19 protein-coding genes and 1 pseudogene are annotated in these 17,290 nt (G+C 42.3%); 13 read left to right on the top strand and 7 right to left on the bottom strand.

Going from position 1 to position 17,290, the window contains the following annotated elements; genetic code table 11:
* Window positions 1-132 precede the first annotated feature (132 nt).
* The 9 genes from racE to yidD are packed head-to-tail and all read left to right on the top strand — an operon-like array spanning window position 133 to window position 5,848.
* Window positions 133-927 carry a glutamate racemase gene (gene racE / locus KV696_RS06880; protein ID WP_049524766.1) on the top strand — a complete coding sequence of 265 codons (795 nt, stop codon included), beginning with the start codon at window positions 133-135 and terminating at the stop codon, window positions 925-927.
* Window positions 924-1,895, top strand: a complete 972-nt coding sequence (locus KV696_RS06875; protein ID WP_219967212.1) for a nucleoside-triphosphate diphosphatase — start codon at window positions 924-926, stop codon at window positions 1,893-1,895. The genes racE and KV696_RS06875 overlap by 4 nt, the downstream gene beginning before the upstream one ends.
* Window positions 1,871-2,392, top strand: coding sequence for a metallophosphoesterase (locus KV696_RS06870; RefSeq protein WP_219967211.1), 522 nt, complete (start codon window positions 1,871-1,873; stop codon window positions 2,390-2,392). The genes KV696_RS06875 and KV696_RS06870 overlap by 25 nt, the downstream gene beginning before the upstream one ends.
* On the top strand, window positions 2,389-2,850 hold the full coding sequence (gene cbpB / locus KV696_RS06865) for a cyclic-di-AMP-binding protein CbpB (RefSeq protein ID WP_004260968.1): 462 nt from the start codon (window positions 2,389-2,391) through the stop codon (window positions 2,848-2,850). Before KV696_RS06870 ends, cbpB begins: the two co-directional genes overlap by 4 nt.
* Window positions 2,847-3,581: a site-specific tyrosine recombinase XerD gene (gene xerD, locus KV696_RS06860; protein ID WP_284440261.1), complete on the top strand. Its 735-nt coding sequence runs from the start codon at window positions 2,847-2,849 to the stop codon at window positions 3,579-3,581. Before cbpB ends, xerD begins: the two co-directional genes overlap by 4 nt.
* Entirely contained in the window at window positions 3,581-4,309 is a 729-nt protein-coding gene (locus tag KV696_RS06855) for a segregation/condensation protein A (protein WP_219967209.1), read from the top strand. Before xerD ends, KV696_RS06855 begins: the two co-directional genes overlap by 1 nt.
* Window positions 4,310-4,327: 18 nt before the next feature.
* Window positions 4,328-4,897, top strand: a complete 570-nt coding sequence (gene scpB / locus KV696_RS06850; RefSeq protein ID WP_219967208.1) for an SMC-Scp complex subunit ScpB — start codon at window positions 4,328-4,330, stop codon at window positions 4,895-4,897.
* Window positions 4,884-5,606, top strand: coding sequence for a pseudouridine synthase (locus tag KV696_RS06845; protein ID WP_219967207.1), 723 nt, complete (start codon window positions 4,884-4,886; stop codon window positions 5,604-5,606). The genes scpB and KV696_RS06845 overlap by 14 nt, the downstream gene beginning before the upstream one ends.
* A complete protein-coding gene (gene yidD, locus KV696_RS06840) occupies window positions 5,606-5,848 on the top strand; it encodes a membrane protein insertion efficiency factor YidD (RefSeq protein ID WP_219967206.1) in 243 nt (80 codons plus the stop codon). Before KV696_RS06845 ends, yidD begins: the two co-directional genes overlap by 1 nt.
* Window positions 5,849-6,065: 217 nt before the next feature.
* Here the strand turns inward: yidD and KV696_RS06835 are convergent, their stop codons facing one another.
* The 5 genes from KV696_RS06835 to galE all read right to left on the bottom strand — a co-directional run bounded on the left by KV696_RS06835 (window position 6,066) and on the right by galE (window position 10,929).
* Window positions 6,066-7,037 carry a siderophore ABC transporter substrate-binding protein gene (locus KV696_RS06835; protein ID WP_219967205.1) on the bottom strand — a complete coding sequence of 324 codons (972 nt, stop codon included), beginning with the start codon at window positions 7,035-7,037 and terminating at the stop codon, window positions 6,066-6,068.
* Window positions 7,038-7,132: 95 nt separating this feature from the next.
* Window positions 7,133-7,885: an iron ABC transporter ATP-binding protein gene (locus KV696_RS06830; RefSeq protein WP_219967204.1), complete on the bottom strand. Its 753-nt coding sequence runs from the start codon at window positions 7,883-7,885 to the stop codon at window positions 7,133-7,135.
* On the bottom strand, window positions 7,882-8,838 hold the full coding sequence (locus tag KV696_RS06825; protein ID WP_219967203.1) for an iron chelate uptake ABC transporter family permease subunit: 957 nt from the start codon (window positions 8,836-8,838) through the stop codon (window positions 7,882-7,884). The genes KV696_RS06830 and KV696_RS06825 overlap by 4 nt, the downstream gene beginning before the upstream one ends.
* Complete coding sequence (locus KV696_RS06820) at window positions 8,828-9,787, bottom strand: ABC transporter permease (RefSeq protein ID WP_194250473.1); 960 nt, start codon at window positions 9,785-9,787, stop codon at window positions 8,828-8,830. The genes KV696_RS06825 and KV696_RS06820 overlap by 11 nt, the downstream gene beginning before the upstream one ends.
* Window positions 9,788-9,930: 143 nt before the next feature.
* Window positions 9,931-10,929 (bottom strand): UDP-glucose 4-epimerase GalE, encoded by a 999-nt coding sequence (gene galE / locus KV696_RS06815; RefSeq protein WP_173306793.1) that lies wholly within the window; start codon window positions 10,927-10,929, stop codon window positions 9,931-9,933.
* Between the two features lie 292 nt (window positions 10,930-11,221).
* Here galE and pepA point away from each other — a divergent pair, with 292 nt between their 5' ends.
* Window positions 11,222-12,286 carry a glutamyl aminopeptidase gene (gene pepA, locus KV696_RS06810; RefSeq protein WP_153192840.1) on the top strand — a complete coding sequence of 355 codons (1,065 nt, stop codon included), beginning with the start codon at window positions 11,222-11,224 and terminating at the stop codon, window positions 12,284-12,286.
* Between the two features lie 21 nt (window positions 12,287-12,307).
* On the top strand, window positions 12,308-12,607 hold the full coding sequence (locus KV696_RS06805) for a bacteriocin immunity family protein (RefSeq protein WP_153192842.1): 300 nt from the start codon (window positions 12,308-12,310) through the stop codon (window positions 12,605-12,607).
* A 97-nt stretch (window positions 12,608-12,704) separates the two neighbouring features.
* Here the strand turns inward: KV696_RS06805 and KV696_RS06800 are convergent, their stop codons facing one another.
* Both KV696_RS06800 and KV696_RS10065 read right to left on the bottom strand, forming a co-directional pair.
* On the bottom strand, window positions 12,705-14,336 hold the full coding sequence (locus tag KV696_RS06800; RefSeq protein WP_033676213.1) for a Na/Pi cotransporter family protein: 1,632 nt from the start codon (window positions 14,334-14,336) through the stop codon (window positions 12,705-12,707).
* Between the two features lie 83 nt (window positions 14,337-14,419).
* Window positions 14,420-14,620, bottom strand: a pseudogene (locus KV696_RS10065) (IS630 family transposase); the annotation flags it as partial.
* A gap of 259 nt (window positions 14,621-14,879) precedes the next feature.
* Between KV696_RS10065 and KV696_RS06795 the strand changes: the two are divergent.
* Both KV696_RS06795 and KV696_RS06790 read left to right on the top strand, forming a co-directional pair.
* Window positions 14,880-15,614 carry a hypothetical protein gene (locus tag KV696_RS06795; RefSeq protein WP_219967202.1) on the top strand — a complete coding sequence of 245 codons (735 nt, stop codon included), beginning with the start codon at window positions 14,880-14,882 and terminating at the stop codon, window positions 15,612-15,614.
* 334 nt (window positions 15,615-15,948) lie between these two features.
* Window positions 15,949-17,148, top strand: coding sequence for a phosphoglycerate kinase (locus KV696_RS06790; protein ID WP_219967201.1), 1,200 nt, complete (start codon window positions 15,949-15,951; stop codon window positions 17,146-17,148).
* Window positions 17,149-17,290: the final 142 nt, after the last annotated feature.

Raw genomic sequence — 17,290 nt, 5'->3', positions numbered from 1 at the left:
TTCCTTGCATTCTATTGATATTTGATTATGATTAAGAGAGATGGTTATTGATTAGGCTGTCATTATTCAGTTCATACGGAACGGTAATCATAATGAACTATCAATCAGAAAAAAGACTAGAAAGAAGACTGTATGGATAATCGACCAATTGGTTTTTTGGATTCGGGTGTCGGGGGCTTGACGGTTGTGCGCGAGCTCATGCGCCAGCTTCCCCATGAAGAAATCGTCTATATTGGAGATTCGGCGCGGGCGCCCTATGGTCCCCGTCCTGCTGAGCAAATTCGTGAATATACTTGGCAGTTGGTTAACTTTCTCTTGACCAAGGATGTCAAGATGATTGTCATTGCTTGTAATACTGCGACTGCGGTCGTCTGGGAAGAAGTCAAGGCTCAACTAGATATTCCTGTCCTAGGTGTGATTTTGCCAGGAGCTTCGGCAGCCATCAAGTCCAGTCAAGGTGGGAAAATCGGAGTGATTGGAACGCCCATGACAGTCCAATCAGACATCTACCGTCAGAAAATCCATGATTTGGATCCGGACTTACAGGTGGAGAGTTTGGCCTGTCCCAAGTTTGCTCCTTTGGTGGAGTCGGGGGCACTGTCAACCAGTGTCACCAAGAAAGTGGTCTATGAAACCCTGCGTCCCTTGGTTGGTAAGGTGGACAGTTTAATCTTAGGATGTACCCACTATCCACTCCTCAGACCTATTATTCAAAATGTCATGGGACCAAAGGTTCAGCTCATCGATAGTGGAGCAGAGTGCGTACGGGACATCTCAGTCTTACTCAATTATTTTGAAATCAATCGTGGTCGCGATGCTGGACCACTCCATCACTGTTTTTACACAACAGCCAGCAGCCAAAGTTTTGCACAAATTGGTGAAGAATGGCTGGAAAAAGAGATTCATGTGGAGCATGTAGAATTATGACAAATAAAATTTATGAATATAAGGATGAACAGGACTGGTATGTCGGGTCCTATAGTATTTTTGGTGGCGTCCGGACGTTGACTGATGAAGACTTGGATTTCCCTTTGGTTGGATTGGCCAAAATCTTTCGAGACGAGGAACGAGGTTTTCCACTTTCAGTTACTGTTTTACGCTATGGTTCTCCCTACCGTTTATTGTCTTTTGTGGTAGATATCCTTAACCAAGAAATGGGACGAAATTTGGAAGTTATTCAACGTCAGGGAGCCCTGCTCTTGGTTGAAAATGGGCAGCTCTTGTATGTAGAATTGCCTAAAGAAGGGGTCAATGTTCATGATTTCTTTGAGACAAGCAAGGTCAGAGAAACCTTATTGATTGCGACTCGTAACGAGGGCAAGACCAAGGAATTCCGAGCTATCTTTGACAAGTTAGGCTACGATGTGGAAAATCTTAATGACTACCCTGACTTGCCTGAAGTAGCTGAAACAGGCATGACCTTCGAAGAAAATGCCCGTCTCAAGGCAGAAACCATTTCTCAATTAACGGGCAAGATGGTTTTGGCAGATGACTCAGGTCTCAAAGTCGATGTCCTTGGTGGCTTGCCAGGTGTCTGGTCAGCTCGTTTCGCAGGTGTGGGAGCTACTGACCGTGAAAACAATGCCAAACTCTTGCACGAATTGGCCATGGTCTTTGAACTCAAGGACCGCTCGGCTCAATTCCATACAACCCTTGTCGTGGCCAGTCCAAACAAGGAAAGCTTGGTTGTTGAAGCAGACTGGCCAGGCTACATCAACTTTGAACCTAAGGGTGAAAATGGCTTCGGCTATGACCCTCTCTTCCTTGTAGGAGAGACAGGCAAGTCCTCAGCTGAATTAACCCTTGAAGAAAAAAATAGCCAATCTCACCGTGCCTTAGCTGTTAAGAAACTTTTGGAGGTATTTCCATCATGGCAAAGCAAATCATCATTGTAATGAGCGATTCTCATGGCGATAGCTTGATTGTGGAAGAAATCCGTGATCGCTATGTAGGCAAAGTTGATGCCGTTTTTCATAACGGCGATTCTGAACTGCGTCTTGATTCTCCCCTTTGGGAAGGCATCCGTGTTGTTAAAGGGAATATGGACTTCTATGCAGGTTACCCAGAACGTTTGGTGACTGAGCTTGGTTCGACCAAGATTATCCAAACCCATGGTCACTTGTTTGACATCAATTTCAATTTTCAAAAGTTGGACTACTGGGCTCAGGAGGAAGAGGCTGATATCTGCCTCTATGGTCACTTGCATGTGCCAAGCGCTTGGATGGAAGGAAAGACTCTTTTTCTAAATCCAGGCTCCATCAGTCAACCACGTGGTACCGTCAGAGAATGTCTTTATGCTCGTGTGGAGATTGATGATAGTTATTTCAAAGTGGACTTTTTGACACGAGACCATGAGGTGTATCCGGGCTTGTCCAAGGAGTTTAGCCGATGATTGCCAAGGAGTTTGAGACTTTCTTGTTGGGACAAGAAGAAACTTTTTTGACTCCTGCTGAAAATCTAGCCGTGTTGATTGATACTCACAATGCGGATCATGCTACTCTCTTACTCAGTCAGATGACCTATACCCGTGTTCCTGTTGTGACAGATGAAAAACAGTTTGTTGGGACGATTGGGCTCAGAGATATTATGGCTTATCAGATGGAGCATGATTTGAGTCAAGAAATCATGGCAGATACGGATATCGTTCATATGACGAGAACGGACGTAGCGGTCGTCTCGCCTGATTTTACCATTACGGAGGTCTTGCACAAGCTGGTAGATGAGTCCTTCTTGCCGGTTGTGGATGCGTCTGGTATTTTCCAAGGAATCATCACGCGCAAGTCTATCCTCAAGGCAGTCAATGCCCTCTTGCACGACTTTAGTAAGGAATATGAGATTCGATGCAAATGAGAGACAGAATTTCAGCCTTTTTAGAGGAAAAGCAGGGCTTATCTGCCAATTCCAAGCAGTCCTATAAGTATGATTTGGAGCAATTTTTAGACATTGTAGGAGAGCGGATTTCTGAGACTAGTCTCAAGATTTACCAAGCCCAGCTAGCCAATCTAAAAATTAGCGCACAGAAGCGAAAGATTTCGGCCTGTAACCAATTTCTCTACTTTCTCTATCAAAAAGGAGAAGTGGATAGCTTTTATCGCTTGGAATTGGCTAAACAAGCTGAAAAGAAGATCGAAAAACCAGAACTGTTAGACCTAGACTCTTTTTGGCAAGAAAGTGACTATCCAGAGGGGCGCTTGCTAGCGCTCTTAATCCTAGAAATGGGGCTCTTGCCGAGTGAGATTTTAGCTCTCAAGGTTGAGGATATCAATCTGGATTTTCAAGTGTTGCGAATCAAGAAGGTTTCCCAACAGAGGATTGTCACCATTCCTACAACCTTGCTTTCAGAGTTGGAACCCTTGATGGGCCAGACCTACCTCTTTGAAAGGGGAGGGAAAGTCTATTCCCGTCAGTGGGCCTTCCGTCAGCTAGAGTCTTTTGTCAAGGAGAAAGGTTTTCCAGCCTTATCGGCCCAAGCCTTGCGGGAACAGTTCATTCTACGACAAATAGAAAACAAGGTCGATTTGTACGAAATTGCAAAAAAATTAGGATTAAAAACAGTCCTGACCTTAGAAAAATATAGATAATGGATATTAAACTAAAAGATTTTGAAGGGCCCCTGGACTTGCTCTTGCATCTGGTTTCTAAGTATCAGATGGATATCTATGATGTGCCCATTACGGAAGTCATCGAACAGTATCTAGCCTATGTCTCAACCCTGCAGGCTATGCGTCTGGAAGTGACGGGGGAGTACATGGTTATGGCCAGTCAGCTTATGCTAATCAAGAGCCGTAAACTCCTTCCAAAGGTAGCGGAAGTGACAGACTTGGAGGATGATCTGGAGCAGGATCTTCTCTCCCAAATCGAAGAATACCGCAAGTTCAAACTCTTGGGGGAGCACTTGGAAGCCAAGCACCAAGAACGGGCCCAGCACTATTCCAAAGCGCCGACAGAGTTGATTTACGAAGATGCGGAGCTTGTTCATGACAAGACGACCATTGACCTCTTTTTGGCTTTTTCAAATATCCTAGCCAAGAAAAAAGAGGAGTTTGCACAGAATCACACGACTATCCTGCGGGATGAGTATAAGATTGAGGACATGATGGTCATCGTAAAAGAGTCCTTGACCGGACGAGATCAGTTGCGTTTGCAGGATTTGTTCAAGGAAGCCCAGAATGTCCAAGAGGTCATTACCCTCTTTTTGGCGACCTTAGAGTTAATCAAAACCCAGGAACTGATCCTCGTTCAAGAGGAGAGTTTCGGAGATATCTATCTCATGGAAAAGAAGGAAGAAAATCAAGAGGCACAAAGCTAGACTTGATAGAGAGGAAAGATGAGTACTTTAGCAGAAATAGAAGCGCTCTTGTTTGTAGCGGGTGAAGATGGGATTAGGGTCCGCCAGTTAGCTGAACTCCTCTCTCTACCACCGACAGGCATCCAACAGAGTTTAGAAAAATTAGCCCAGAAGTATGAAAAGGACCCAGATTCCAGTTTGGCTCTGATTGAGACAGGGGGCGCTTATAGATTGGTGACCAAGCCTCAATTTGCAGCGGTTTTGAAAGAATATTCAAAGGCACCTATCAACCAGAGTTTATCTCGGGCTGCCCTTGAAACCTTGTCCATCATTGCCTACAAGCAGCCCATCACACGGATAGAGATTGATGCCATCCGTGGGGTCAACTCGAGTGGGGCCTTGGCAAAGTTGCAGGCCTTTGACTTGATACGAGAAGACGGGAAAAAAGAAGTGTTGGGACGCCCCAACCTCTATGTGACTACAGATTATTTCCTAGATTACATGGGGATAAATCATTTAGAAGAATTACCAGTGATTGATGAGCTTGAGATTCAAGCCCAAGAAAGCCAATTATTTGGTGAAAGGATAGAAGAAGATGAGAATCAATAAGTATATTGCCCACGCAGGTGTGGCCAGTAGGAGAAAAGCAGAAGAGTTGATCAAGCAAGGCTTGGTGACGGTTAACGGCCAGGTGGTACGTGAACTAGCAACGACCATCAAGTCAGGCGACAAGGTAGAAGTTGAAGGTCAACCTATCTACAACGAAGAAAAGGTCTACTATCTGCTTAACAAACCACGCGGTGTCATTTCCAGCGTGACAGATGACAAGGGCCGCAAGACGGTTGTCGATCTCTTGCTCAACGTGAAAGAGCGCATCTACCCTGTAGGTCGTTTGGACTGGGATACATCAGGAGTCTTGATTTTGACCAATGATGGGGATTTTACGGATGAGATGATTCACCCTCGTAATGAGATTGATAAGGTTTATGTTGCGCGTGTTAAAGGTGTGGCCAATAAGGATAATCTCCGCCCCTTGACCCGTGGACTTGAGATTGATGGCAAGAAAACCAAGCCGGCTGTCTATGAGATTCTCAAAGTGGATCCAGTCAAAAACCGTTCTGTGGTGCAGTTGACCATCCATGAAGGGCGTAATCATCAGGTTAAAAAGATGTTTGAAGCTGTCGGTCTCCAAGTGGACAAGTTGTCACGGACCCGTTTTGGACATCTAGACTTGACAGGACTCCGTCCAGGAGAATCCCGTCGTCTTAACAAAAAAGAAATCAGCCAACTACATACCATGGCTGTAACCAAGAAATAATGAAACGAATTTTAATAGCGCCTGTGCGCTTTTACCAACGGTTTATCTCACCAGCCTTTCCCCCCTCTTGTTGCTTTGAGCCGACTTGTTCAAACTACATGATTCAGGCTATTGAGAAACATGGCTTCAAGGGTGTTTTGATGGGCTTGGCTCGGATTTTACGTTGCCATCCCTGGTCGAAAACAGGTAAGGACCCCGTCCCAGACCACTTTTCACTCAAACGGAACCAAGAAGAAAAATGAGGCTAGGTAAAAATATTTTAGTGAAATGATAAAAACGCATCCTATCAGGTTTGAGTGATTCTGATAGGATGCGTTTTATCATGTAAAGATGTTAGTTGATACTCAATGAAAATCAAAGAGCAAACTAGGAAACTAGCCGCAGGCTGTACTTGAGTACGGCAAGGCGACGTTGACGTGGTTTGAATTTGATTTTCGAAGAGTATGAGTTTGAAGTTGCTTATTTCAAGCCTTTTTGTGCGTCTTCAATCATGAGTTTGGTTGATTCAAGTCCGCCTCCACTTAGATACCAGAGGTCTGGTGTTAGTTGGATAATCTTACCATTTTTAGCGGCAGGTGTTTCAGCGATGAGGGCATTTTCTAGGACACCGTCGTTGCTAGAGTTGTCCCCACCGATGGCAAGGGTGCGGTTGATGACAAAGAGGATGTCAGGATTGATTTCTTTGACACTTTCAAAACTGACTTCTTGTCCGTGGCGAGAATCTTCAAATTGAGTATCAGTTGGCTTGAATTTCAAGGTTTGGTACAAGAAAGAGAAACGAGATTGGGCACCAAAGGCAGCCATTTTTCCTTCGTTGAGGAGGATAGCAAGGGCTTTTTTGTCAGAACTTTCGTTTTTAGTAGCGACTTCTTGGATGCTCTTGTCTAGCTTAGCCAATTCTTCCTTGGCTTTCTGTGTACCTGTTTCCCCAAAGGCGCCTGCTAAGGATTCAATGTTAGTTTTAGTTGAAGTCCAGTAGTCGTCCTTGCTTGCTTGGAAGAGAACAGTCGGAGCGATTTCGTTGAACTTATCTACGAATTTTTGGGTACGTGGTGAAGCGATAATTAGGTCTGGTTCAAGAGCAGCAAGGGCTTCTAGGTCTGGCTCAACCATGGAACCAACATTTTTAACTTTTCCAGCTAGGTCTTTAAGATAAGTCGGAACAGTTTTTGTAGGCATTCCGACGATATTCTTTTCAAAACCTAAAGCGCGAATAGTATCCGCAGCACCGAGGTCAAAGGTCACAATCTTTTCAGGGACTTTTGAAAGTGTGACTACACCTAGTGAATTTTTAATGGTTACCTCTGTTGGAGCAGAGCTACTTGTTTCCGACTGGCTAGTGCTTGAGTTTGTGTTTGTACTACATGCACCAAGTATGAGCAAGAAGCTGGCCACTAGGGCAGTGAGATAAAGTTTAAGGGATGTTTTCATAATTTCTCCTTTTTAAAATGTGATAACGATTTAAGGAGTCTCTTGGTCTTATTGACTAAGAGACTGAAGGTTCTCTAACTTGAACTTATATGTTATTAGCTATAGATACAGATCTTTTTGCCATTGATGTCAGCCAGCGTGATGGGAATCTCATAAAGTTGACTGAGCAGGTCAGCCTGCATGATTTGATTGGTTCTTCCCTTGCTAAAGACTTGACCGTCCTTGAAGGCGACAATTTCATCTGCATACTGACTGGCCATGTTGATATCGTGGAGGACGATGATAATGGTCTTGCCGAGTTCTTCCACCAGTCTCCGAAGAATCTGCATCATACTGACGCTTTGTTTGATGTCGAGATTGTTGAGTGGTTCGTCCAGCAAGATAAAGTCTGTATCCTGGGCCAGTACCATAGCGATAAAGACTCGCTGGAGCTGGCCTCCAGACAGGCTATCGATGTAGCGGTCTTTTAAGTTGGTCAGCTCCAGATAGTCCAGAGTTTCTCGGATTTTTTCCCAATCTTCTGGTCTCAGTCGACCTCGGCTGTAGGGAAAACGTCCAAAACTGACCAGTTCTTCCACCGTCAATTTGGCTTGGTAATTGATTTTCTGCTTTAGGATAGTCAGTTCTTGGGCTAGTTCTTGCGAATTCCAGCTCTCGATTTCACGGCCTTTGATACTGAGAATTCCCTGATCTTTCTTGGTCAGTCTGCTCATGATGGAGAGGAGAGTCGATTTTCCAGCACCATTTGGGCCAATAAAGGCTGTCAGTTTCTGAGGACTGACTTCAAGCGAAATACCTTGCAAAATATCCTGTTTTTGAATGGATTTGTCAATGTTTTCCAGTTTCACCGACGCGCCCTCCTATAAAGTAAGATAAAGAATAAGAAGCCACCCACACTCTCGATGATCATGCTGATGCGAATTTCTAGTGCAAAGACTCGTTCAATCAAGGCTTGCCCCAAGGTTAAGCTAATAAATCCAACCAGAATGGCTACGATAAAGAGTAACTTGTGCCGATAGTCTTTGACAATCAGGTAGGTGAGGTTGGCTAGCATAAAGCCGAAGAAGGCCATAGGACCTACCAAGGCAGTGGCCGTTGAGGTCAAAAGCACGATGCCCCAGAGGAGTTCTTTCTGTTCTTTTTCAATATCGAGTCCCAATATCTGAGCTGTTTCTCTTTGCAGATGCAAGACATCCAGAATGACTGCTTTTCGAAAGAAAAAGATGGTCAAAGCAAGGATAATCAGAGAACCGAAGGTTAGGATGGAAGTGTTGAGATGTTGAAAGGAGGCAAAGAGACTGTTCTGCAGTTTATCGTATTCGTTTGGATCCATCAGGACCTGAAGGAAGGTACTGATATTTCGAAAGAGACTTCCGAGGGCTAGACAGATTAGCAGAATGAAGACCAGGTCTTGTTTCATCAGTGTCTTCAAGTAGCCTTGTAAGGCAAGAAAGAAGAGGGATTGAAGCAGAAGCAAAACTAGGAATTCTAAGATAGGAGACTTCTCGAGTTGAAGAAACTTACTTTCAAAAACCAGTAGTAGGGTTTGTAGTAGGACGTAGAAGGATTCGATTCCCAAAATACTTGGCGTCAGGAAACGATTTTCCGTCAGGGTTTGAAAACTAATGGTCGAAATCCCTGTCGCGATAGCTACCAAGAGATAAACGATGATCTTTTGGGAACGCAGCTTCCAAGCGAAGGTGGACAGGTGAGTAATGGGCCAAAAGTAGAGAAGGCAAGCTCCGATGGCGAGGATAATGAGAAGGCAGAAGAGTTTGGTATGTTTGCTTTTAAACTGCATCTTTTCGTCCCCCTCTCCATAGAAGTAGGATAAAGACGAGGCTACCAATGATTCCTAGTAGAAGACTGACAGACAGCTCATAGGGCCGAATCAGAACTCGGGATAGGATATCGCAGGCCAGAACTAGATTAGCACCGACCAGTGCGACCATGAGTTTGGTCTGACTTAGATTATCTCCATAGCGCTTGCGGACAAGATTGGGAACGATGACTCCGAGAAATGGCAAGCCACCCACGGTAATCATGGTGACACTAGTCGTTAGCGCCACCAGAAAGAGGGCCAATTTTTCAAGTAGGGAGTAGGAAATCCCCAGACTCTCACTGGTTTCCTTGCCCAGATTCATGATGGTAAAAGTTTGGGATAATTTCCAAACGGCTATCAGAATAATGAGGCCTAAGAAAAGCCATTCATACTGATGGGTCTGAATCATGGAGAAGGAGCCCTGGGTCCAGGCAGTCATACTCTGAACCAGATTGAAACGATAGGCGATAACTTCTGTCACAGAACCGATAATTCCGCTATAGATGATCCCAATCAGAGGCAACATCCACCTTTCCTTTACAGTAAAAATGGTCATAAAGGCTAGGAAGAAGAGGGTGAATACGATGGATGAAACAAAAGCGAAGAGCATCTTTTGGGTCAGACTAGCCGACGGAAAGACAAAGAGGCTCAATACCATTCCCAGTTTGGCGGCTTCAGTCGTTCCAACTGTACTCGGAGCAGCAAACTGATTTTGAGTGATAGTCTGCATGAGCAGTCCTGCCATGCTCATACTAGAGGCAGTCAGGAGAATGCTGATAGTTCTTGGGAGACGGGACTCTTGAAAGAGAAGCCAGGTCTGCTGGTCGAAAGCAAAGAGCTTTCCCCATGAAAAATCACTGGTCCCAATGCTAATAGAGAGAAAGACTAGGAGTAGAAGTAAGCCAATTAAATAATGAGAAAGTTTCATACCCCATCCTTTCAAATAGATTTGGTATCGAAAGATACCCGCGGATATTACTGTAACACGATTTCTTTAATCTGTCAATAAATTTTCTGACAATTTAATGAATAAAACAAGGAGAGAGCGCCAAGGCTTTCTCCTTTGTTATCCTATTCCAAAATGTTTTTGCCTTCTTTAACACGCCAACGATAATCTGATAAAATAATATCTTCGAGGGAGTAGCTAGCCTTCCAATCAAGATATTTTTTAGCTTTTGATGCGTCTGCTAGGACGCTAGCTGGGTCACCAGCACGGCGAGCAACAATTTCGTGTGGTATTTTTTGATTCAGTAATTCTTCAGCAGTTTTAAAGATTTCTTTGACGGTATAGCCTTTTTCAGTTCCTAAGTTAAAGATTTGAGAAGAACTGTCTTCTTGAAATAGGTAGTTCATTCCTTTAACATGAGCCTGTGCAAGATCCAAGACATGAATGTAATCTCGAATACATGAACCATCACGTGTATCGTAGTCATCTCCAAATATTTTCAGGCTATCATTTTGTCCCAATGCGGTCTTGTTGATATTTGGAATGATATGAGTTGGATTTTTCACGCGCAGACCGTTTGAAGCATCCATTTCAGCCCCAGCAACATTAAAGTAACGGAAAATGACATATTTCCAATCGTAGCGATTGGCCATCCAGTAAATCATTCGTTCACCCATCAGTTTTGTTTCTGCATAAGGGTTGACAGGGTCGAGCAGGGTATCTTCAGTTGCCGGCTTGTCAATACAGTTATTACCATAGAGGGAAGCAGTCGAAGAGAACATGATTTTTTGAATGCCAACTTCAGATAAGACTTTGAGAACTTGGTTCATACCAGCAACATTGGCAGTGAAGTATTTGCTTGGGTTTTCAATGCTTTCGCTCACAACTATCTCACCTGCACAATGAAGAACAGCATCAATCTGATTTTCTTCTAAGTAAGCTTTTAGGGCACTAGAATCATAAACATCTAGTTGCTTAAAGCTAGCACGACTATCCACAGCCGCTCGATTTCCTTTAGAGAGATTATCTAGAACATGTACCTGATAGCCAGCATTTAAAAGAGCTTTAACGGTATGGGAGCCAATGTAGCCAGCTCCACCTGTAACAAGAATTGTTTTGGTCATGATTTTTTCCTTTTCCTAGTTTTGTACTATTTTAAAGAAATAAGAAGGCGAAGTCAACTATTTTCTGCAAATTTCATGAAAAACTGAACAAATATAGCATTGAATTGTTTTGTGTTTGGGAATTAATAGTTTGGTTGGTCTTGGAATAGTTCTTAGATTTCACCTCACATGCAAGAAAATACAAGCTTTTCTAAGATACAGTAAGACTAAGATACTAATTTAGAAATCCACCTTCCTGCTATCCTTCTCCTATAAAAAGTGGTAAAATGGATGAAAGAAAGAAGGAACTGAAATGACAACATTATTTTCAAAAATCAAAGAAGTAACAGAACTTGCTGCGATCTCAGGTCATGAAGCACCTGTCCGTGCTTATCTTCGTGAAAAGTTGACACCGCACGTGGATGAAGTGGTGACAGATGGCTTGGGTGGTATTTTCGGGATTAAACATTCAGAAGCTGCGGATGCGCCGCGCGTCTTGGTCGCTTCTCATATGGATGAAGTTGGTTTTATGGTCAGCGAGATTAAGCCAGATGGTACCTTCCGTGTCGTAGAAATCGGTGGCTGGAACCCCATGGTGGTTAGCAGCCAACGCTTCAAACTCTTGACTCGTGATGGTCATGAAATTCCTGTGATTTCAGGCTCTGTTCCGCCACATTTGACACGTGGTAAGGGTGGCCCAACCATGCCAGCTATTGCAGATATCGTCTTTGATGGCGGTTTTGCGGATAAGGCTGAGGCAGAAAGCTTTGGCATCCGTCCTGGTGACACCATCGTACCAGATAGTTCTGCAATCTTGACGGCCAATGAAAAAAATATCATCTCAAAAGCTTGGGACAATCGCTACGGTGTGCTCATGGTTAGTGAGTTAGCAGAAGCCCTGTCAGGTCAAAAACTTGGCAATGAACTCTATCTGGGTTCTAACGTCCAAGAAGAGGTTGGTCTTCGTGGTGCTCATACATCTACAACTAAGTTTGATCCAGAAGTCTTCCTAGCAGTTGACTGCTCACCTGCTGGTGATGTTTATGGTGGTCAAGGCAAGATTGGAGATGGAACCTTGATTCGTTTCTACGACCCAGGTCACTTGCTTCTCCCAGGAATGAAGGATTTCCTTTTGACAACGGCTGAGGAAGCTGGTATCAAGTACCAATACTACTGTGGTAAAGGCGGAACAGACGCTGGCGCAGCTCATCTGAAAAATGGTGGTGTCCCATCTACAACAATCGGTGTTTGCGCTCGTTATATCCATTCTCATCAAACCCTCTACGCTATGGATGACTTCTTAGAAGCTCAAGCTTTCTTGCAAGCCTTGGTGAAAAAATTGGATCGTTCAACGGTTGATTTGATTAAACATTATTAAACCATAAGGGAGGTGGTAGGGATGGTAGTAGAACCAAACCTAGAAAGCCTTTTAAAAGATCTTTACAATCATGCTCGACATGATTTGAGTGAAGATTTAGTTGCTGCTCTCCTAGAGACTGCTAAAAAACTGCCTACTACAAATGAGCAATTGCTGGCAGTTCGTCTCTCAGATCTGGTCAATCGTGAATTGCTCCTAAATCCCAAACATCCGGCACCTGAGTTGTTCAACTTAGCTCGCTTTATCAAAAGAGAAGAATCCAAGTACAGAGGAACTGCAGCTTCTGCGCTTGTATACGGGGAGCTCTTTAAAATGCTTTGATTCCATTGTGAATCAAAGCATTTTTCTATATGTTAGAAAAGCAATTCTTGGTTAGGAAAAGAAAAAAGCCATCCAATTTAGGATAGCTTCTTGGTACTTAGATTTGTTCAGCAATGACCTTTTCAGCTAGATTCATAGCATGGTCAGACACTCGAGTATAGTGGGAAACAATATCGATAAAGTTGACCCCAGCTTGTGTTGAACACTCGCCCTTGTTGAGGCGTTTGATGTGGGTCTTTCTGAGAACACGTTCCATATTGTTGATTTCTTTATGGCGTTCAATCAGACTTTGAGCTTTTTCAATATCATTGTTTTCCACGCTATCAAGGGCATCCTTGATAAAGCCAGTGGTTTTTTGATAGATATCAGCCAATTCCTGCAAAGCAGCTTCAGAGAACTCAACGTTTTTACGTTGAAGGTAGTCGGTCAGATTGATTAGGGCTTCTGCGTGATCCCCAATCCGTTCCAAATCACGGGATGAATCCAGGATGTTTGTGAGCACTTCACTTTCTTTCTGGCTAAGGGCTTCACTTGAAAGAGTAATCAGGTAACGAGTCAATTTTTCATCAATGGTATTGATGGCTTCTTCTGTCTTGTGTCCTTTTTCAGCAACCTTTTCATTGAGGTCAATGATGTAGTTGTATGAAAGGTCAAAGGCTTTAGAAGCATAATTTCCCAAGTGAAGGAGTTCTTTTTTGGCATTTCCGAGAGCGATTGATGGAGCTTGTTTAATCAAATGCTCATCAAGATAAAGTGGCTCGTACTTGACAACTTCATCTTCACCAGGGATGAGCTTAGTTACAAAGTAGGCCAAGGCTCCGATGAATGGAAATTGTACAATGGTGTTACTTACGTTAAAGGCACCGTGAGAGAAGGCGATGGTCATCTCAGGTGAGAGGTGAAGGAGTGCTTGGAAGTACTCAATCATAGACGTAAATGGACCTAATAAGATTAAGCAAAGAATAGTCCCTAAAACGTTAAAGGTAACGTGGGTTGCAGCAACGCGTTTCGCAGAGACATTGGCTCCAGCTGCCGCGATGATAACGGTTAGGGTTGTCCCGATATTATCCCCGAAGAGAACTGGTAGCGAACCTTTAAGGTCAAGGAATCCACCTGCATAGAGACCTTGCAAAATCCCGATTGTCGCAGAAGAAGCTTGGATGAGGACGGTAATCACTGCACCGGCGAAAACTCCCAACACAGGATTTTGTCCTAAGGTTACCATGTATTCCTTGAATTGTGGTAAATCTTTAAGAGGGCTCATACCGGCACTGATGAGGTTGAGGGCGTAGAAGATTCCCCCTACACCAAACAGGATGCGCCCGATATTGTTTGCTGTTCTGTTTTTGGTAAAGAAGAGGAACATGGTTCCAAGGAAAATCAGGGGTAAAGCATACTCACCAAGCTTGAAACCGATGATAAAGGAAGTAACGGTAGTTCCGATGTTGGCTCCCATGATAATTCCGATAGCCTGTCTAAGAGTGAGAAGACTAGCGCTGACCAGTCCAACCGTGATAACTGTGACCCCTGTACTTGACTGAATCAGGGCAGTCACGACAATTCCGACTAGAACACCTAAAAAGGGATTGCTAGTGTACTTGTCAATGTAAAAACGAAGGCGATCTCCAGCAGCTTGTTGCAAACCGTCTCCCATGGTCTTGATACTATATAAGAATAGTCCTAGACCACCTAAAAAGTGAAATAAAATTTCCTGCCAATTAATGGACATTTCTTTTTCCTCCGAAAAATAATAACGGAATTTCTCCTATTCTATTTTAAAGGATAAAAGTAAATCTAACAAGTGTTAAGCTAAGATTTTAGAAAGAAAATTTGGCATTTTTTAAAATTCCTCCAAACAGTTGTTTTAGTGCAATCTAGCAGATTCATAATTTTCTTATAACTCTTTTCTTTTGAGCGGAAATAAATAATCTGTAGACGTTTGTGATATTTGGTATACGATGAATCTCTTAGGAGTTTTTCAATTTTTTGTATTTCTTCATTTGTAAGTTTCATAACTACTATTATAAGATGTTTTTTTTGATTTTAATCTAGTATTAATAGTATCTTTCTTGCTTTAGAAAAAGTTATGAAAGACTTTGAATTCATTAATTCTAATAAAACTTTATCACAAGATTTATTGACGATTAATAATGTAAATTATATAATCTATCTAGGATGCTATTTAAATATAATAACATTTTTATGATTTTATTTACGAATCACAGAGATTTTTTTCTTTTAAAATAGAACATGACATAGGAGAATGCATATTATGGCAAATTATATTATGTTACATCAAAATAGAATTGAAGTAAAAATTGATGATACTAGTGTATACTGTGATAATTTTAAAGGGAATCAAGATCCATATGTTTGGAGCGAAAGATTTTTGAATACATTTTGTAAAACCAATCAAATCAAAGCATCTCAACTTAAAAAGGGAGATACGTTATTTTGGTTTACCAGACAAGGAACTCCATCAGATGATAAGTGGTTTGTTGACTTAGTATTTATTGTAGATGAGATAATCTATTGGGAAAAAAGTGACAGTGATAAAGTGGAAAAAGTAGCGGATAACCCTTTTGAACACTATAATGATGTTAAACTTTCAACAGTAAAATATGATCAATTTTCTTATGAAGATCATTATCAGTGGGCAAAAAATGATCATCCTAAAGCAAGTAGTAGACCCAAGAGACGATATACTATAGTTGCTTCAAAGGAGAGTTACCAACCACAAACTGAAAATAAAAAATTAATAGAAATAAACAAAAATTGTATCCTTGATATGTTTAATCATTCACCACGTGGTGGGGGTGGATTCAGGTGTACAAAAATTACAGATAGACAAGTAGAGTGTATTGAGAATTTTATACTTGCCAACAAGAAGATGGAATTGAAAGGAACTGATCTTTTTAAATTAAGGAGTAATAGTCAGAAGTGGGAGAGTAAGAAGTGGAGATGTGAGAGGTGGAAGAGAAAAAAGTGGGAGAGTAAGGAATATTAGATCAGATAATTTGAAAGGAATCGACTCTTTAAAAGTTCAAGAAAGTAGTCTGAAAATGAATCAGATGCTAGTTTTTTGTATGGATAAAACAATGTTTTTAAAACTAGTTATTAAATTTGATTAAATGAATTATACAATCCTAAATGGGATTATAGTTTTTACCTTGTTCTACTATTTTAGGGAAAGGAAATAAAGTTTGCTAAGATAAAGTCTACAGGTAGATGAGTCAATTTTTACAGTGGTAAAAGAACAAGAAAAGTTTAGGGTTTTTCTATCTCTTTTGCTGATTTTGTGATATAATTAACACGTATAAAAAAAGAAGGAGTCATATCTAATGGCAAAATTGACTGTTAAAGACGTTGAATTGAAAGGGAAAAAAGTTCTCGTTCGTGTTGACTTCAACGTACCTGTAAAAGATGGCGTGATTACCAACGACAACCGTATCACTGCAGCTCTTCCAACTATCAAGTACATCCTTGAACAAGGTGGACGTGCTATCCTCTTCTCTCACCTTGGCCGTGTGAAAGAAGAAGCAGACAAAGCTGGTAAATCACTTGCTCCTGTAGCTGCTGATTTGGCAGCTAAATTGGGTCAAGACGTTGCTTTCCTTCCAGGTGTCACTCGTGGTGCTGAATTGGAAGCAGCTATCAACGCTCTTGAAGATGGACAAGTTCTCTTGGTTGAAAACACTCGTTACGAAGATGTTGACGGCAAAAAAGAATCTAAAAACGATCCTGAACTTGGTAAATATTGGGCATCACTTGGAGATGGTATCTTCGTAAACGATGCATTCGGGACAGCTCACCGTGCACACGCATCTAACGTTGGTATCTCAGCAAACGTTGAAAAAGCAGTTGCTGGTTTCCTTCTTGAAAACGAAATTGCCTACATCCAAGAAGCAGTTGAAACTCCAGAACGTCCATTTGTAGCTATTCTTGGTGGTTCAAAAGTTTCAGACAAGATCGGTGTTATCGAAAACTTGCTTGAAAAAGCTGATAAAGTCCTTATTGGTGGTGGTATGACTTACACATTCTACAAAGCACAAGGTATCGAAATCGGTAACTCACTTGTAGAAGAAGACAAATTGGGTGTTGCGAAAGCTCTTCTTGAAAAAGCAAACGGTAAATTGATCTTGCCAGTTGACTCAAAAGAAGCAAACGCATTTGCTGGCTACACTGAAGTGCGTGACACTGAAGGTGAAGCAGTTTCTGAAGGCTTCCTTGGTCTTGACATCGGTCCAAAATCTATCGCTAAATTTGACGAAGCTTTGACTGGTGCCAAAACAGTTGTATGGAACGGACCTATGGGTGTGTTTGAAAACCCAGACTTCCAAGCTGGTACAATTGGTGTGATGGACGCTATCGTGAAACAACCAGGCGTTAAATCAATCATCGGTGGTGGTGACTCAGCTGCCGCAGCGATCAACCTTGGTCGCGCAGACAAATTCTCATGGATTAGTACGGGTGGTGGAGCATCAATGGAACTTCTCGAAGGTAAAGTATTGCCAGGTTTGGCTGCACTTACAGAAAAATAATTTCAGCACGTTAGTCTCTACAAAATCCTGATTTTGTAGAAAAAGGAACAAAACTGAAACGTTAACAAAAAGGTGGCTATGTCACCTTTTTGTGTTAGTGTAGGTATTTGTGACGCGGTGGTGGGGCATCAATGGAGCTTCT

This window comes from Streptococcus humanilactis, assembly GCF_019448275.1.
Taxonomy (GTDB): domain Bacteria; phylum Bacillota; class Bacilli; order Lactobacillales; family Streptococcaceae; genus Streptococcus; species Streptococcus humanilactis.
The sequence above is the reverse complement of the archived record's forward strand: the minus strand, read 5'-3'. Positions and strand labels throughout refer to the sequence as shown.

Excerpts from the sequence above, each read along its gene's own strand:
- racE (WP_049524766.1), top strand. The coding sequence starts at position 133 with ATGGATAATCGACCAATTGGTTTTTTGGATTCGGGTGTCGGGGGCTTG.
- pepA (WP_153192840.1), top strand. The coding sequence starts at position 11,222 with ATGACAACATTATTTTCAAAAATCAAAGAAGTAACAGAACTTGCTGCG.
- KV696_RS06835 (WP_219967205.1), bottom strand. The coding sequence starts at position 7,037 with ATGAAAACATCCCTTAAACTTTATCTCACTGCCCTAGTGGCCAGCTTC.
- KV696_RS06825 (WP_219967203.1), bottom strand. The coding sequence starts at position 8,838 with ATGCAGTTTAAAAGCAAACATACCAAACTCTTCTGCCTTCTCATTATC.
- KV696_RS06875 (WP_219967212.1), top strand. The coding sequence starts at position 924 with ATGACAAATAAAATTTATGAATATAAGGATGAACAGGACTGGTATGTC.
- KV696_RS06790 (WP_219967201.1), top strand. The coding sequence starts at position 15,949 with ATGGCAAAATTGACTGTTAAAGACGTTGAATTGAAAGGGAAAAAAGTT.
- KV696_RS06795 (WP_219967202.1), top strand. The coding sequence starts at position 14,880 with ATGGCAAATTATATTATGTTACATCAAAATAGAATTGAAGTAAAAATT.
- KV696_RS06845 (WP_219967207.1), top strand. The coding sequence starts at position 4,884 with ATGAGAATCAATAAGTATATTGCCCACGCAGGTGTGGCCAGTAGGAGA.
- galE (WP_173306793.1), bottom strand. The coding sequence starts at position 10,929 with ATGACCAAAACAATTCTTGTTACAGGTGGAGCTGGCTACATTGGCTCC.
- KV696_RS06820 (WP_194250473.1), bottom strand. The coding sequence starts at position 9,787 with ATGAAACTTTCTCATTATTTAATTGGCTTACTTCTACTCCTAGTCTTT.
- yidD (WP_219967206.1), top strand. The coding sequence starts at position 5,606 with ATGAAACGAATTTTAATAGCGCCTGTGCGCTTTTACCAACGGTTTATC.
- scpB (WP_219967208.1), top strand. The coding sequence starts at position 4,328 with ATGAGTACTTTAGCAGAAATAGAAGCGCTCTTGTTTGTAGCGGGTGAA.
- KV696_RS06870 (WP_219967211.1), top strand. The coding sequence starts at position 1,871 with ATGGCAAAGCAAATCATCATTGTAATGAGCGATTCTCATGGCGATAGC.
- KV696_RS06805 (WP_153192842.1), top strand. The coding sequence starts at position 12,308 with ATGGTAGTAGAACCAAACCTAGAAAGCCTTTTAAAAGATCTTTACAAT.
- KV696_RS06800 (WP_033676213.1), bottom strand. The coding sequence starts at position 14,336 with ATGTCCATTAATTGGCAGGAAATTTTATTTCACTTTTTAGGTGGTCTA.
- cbpB (WP_004260968.1), top strand. The coding sequence starts at position 2,389 with ATGATTGCCAAGGAGTTTGAGACTTTCTTGTTGGGACAAGAAGAAACT.
- KV696_RS06855 (WP_219967209.1), top strand. The coding sequence starts at position 3,581 with ATGGATATTAAACTAAAAGATTTTGAAGGGCCCCTGGACTTGCTCTTG.
- xerD (WP_284440261.1), top strand. The coding sequence starts at position 2,847 with ATGAGAGACAGAATTTCAGCCTTTTTAGAGGAAAAGCAGGGCTTATCT.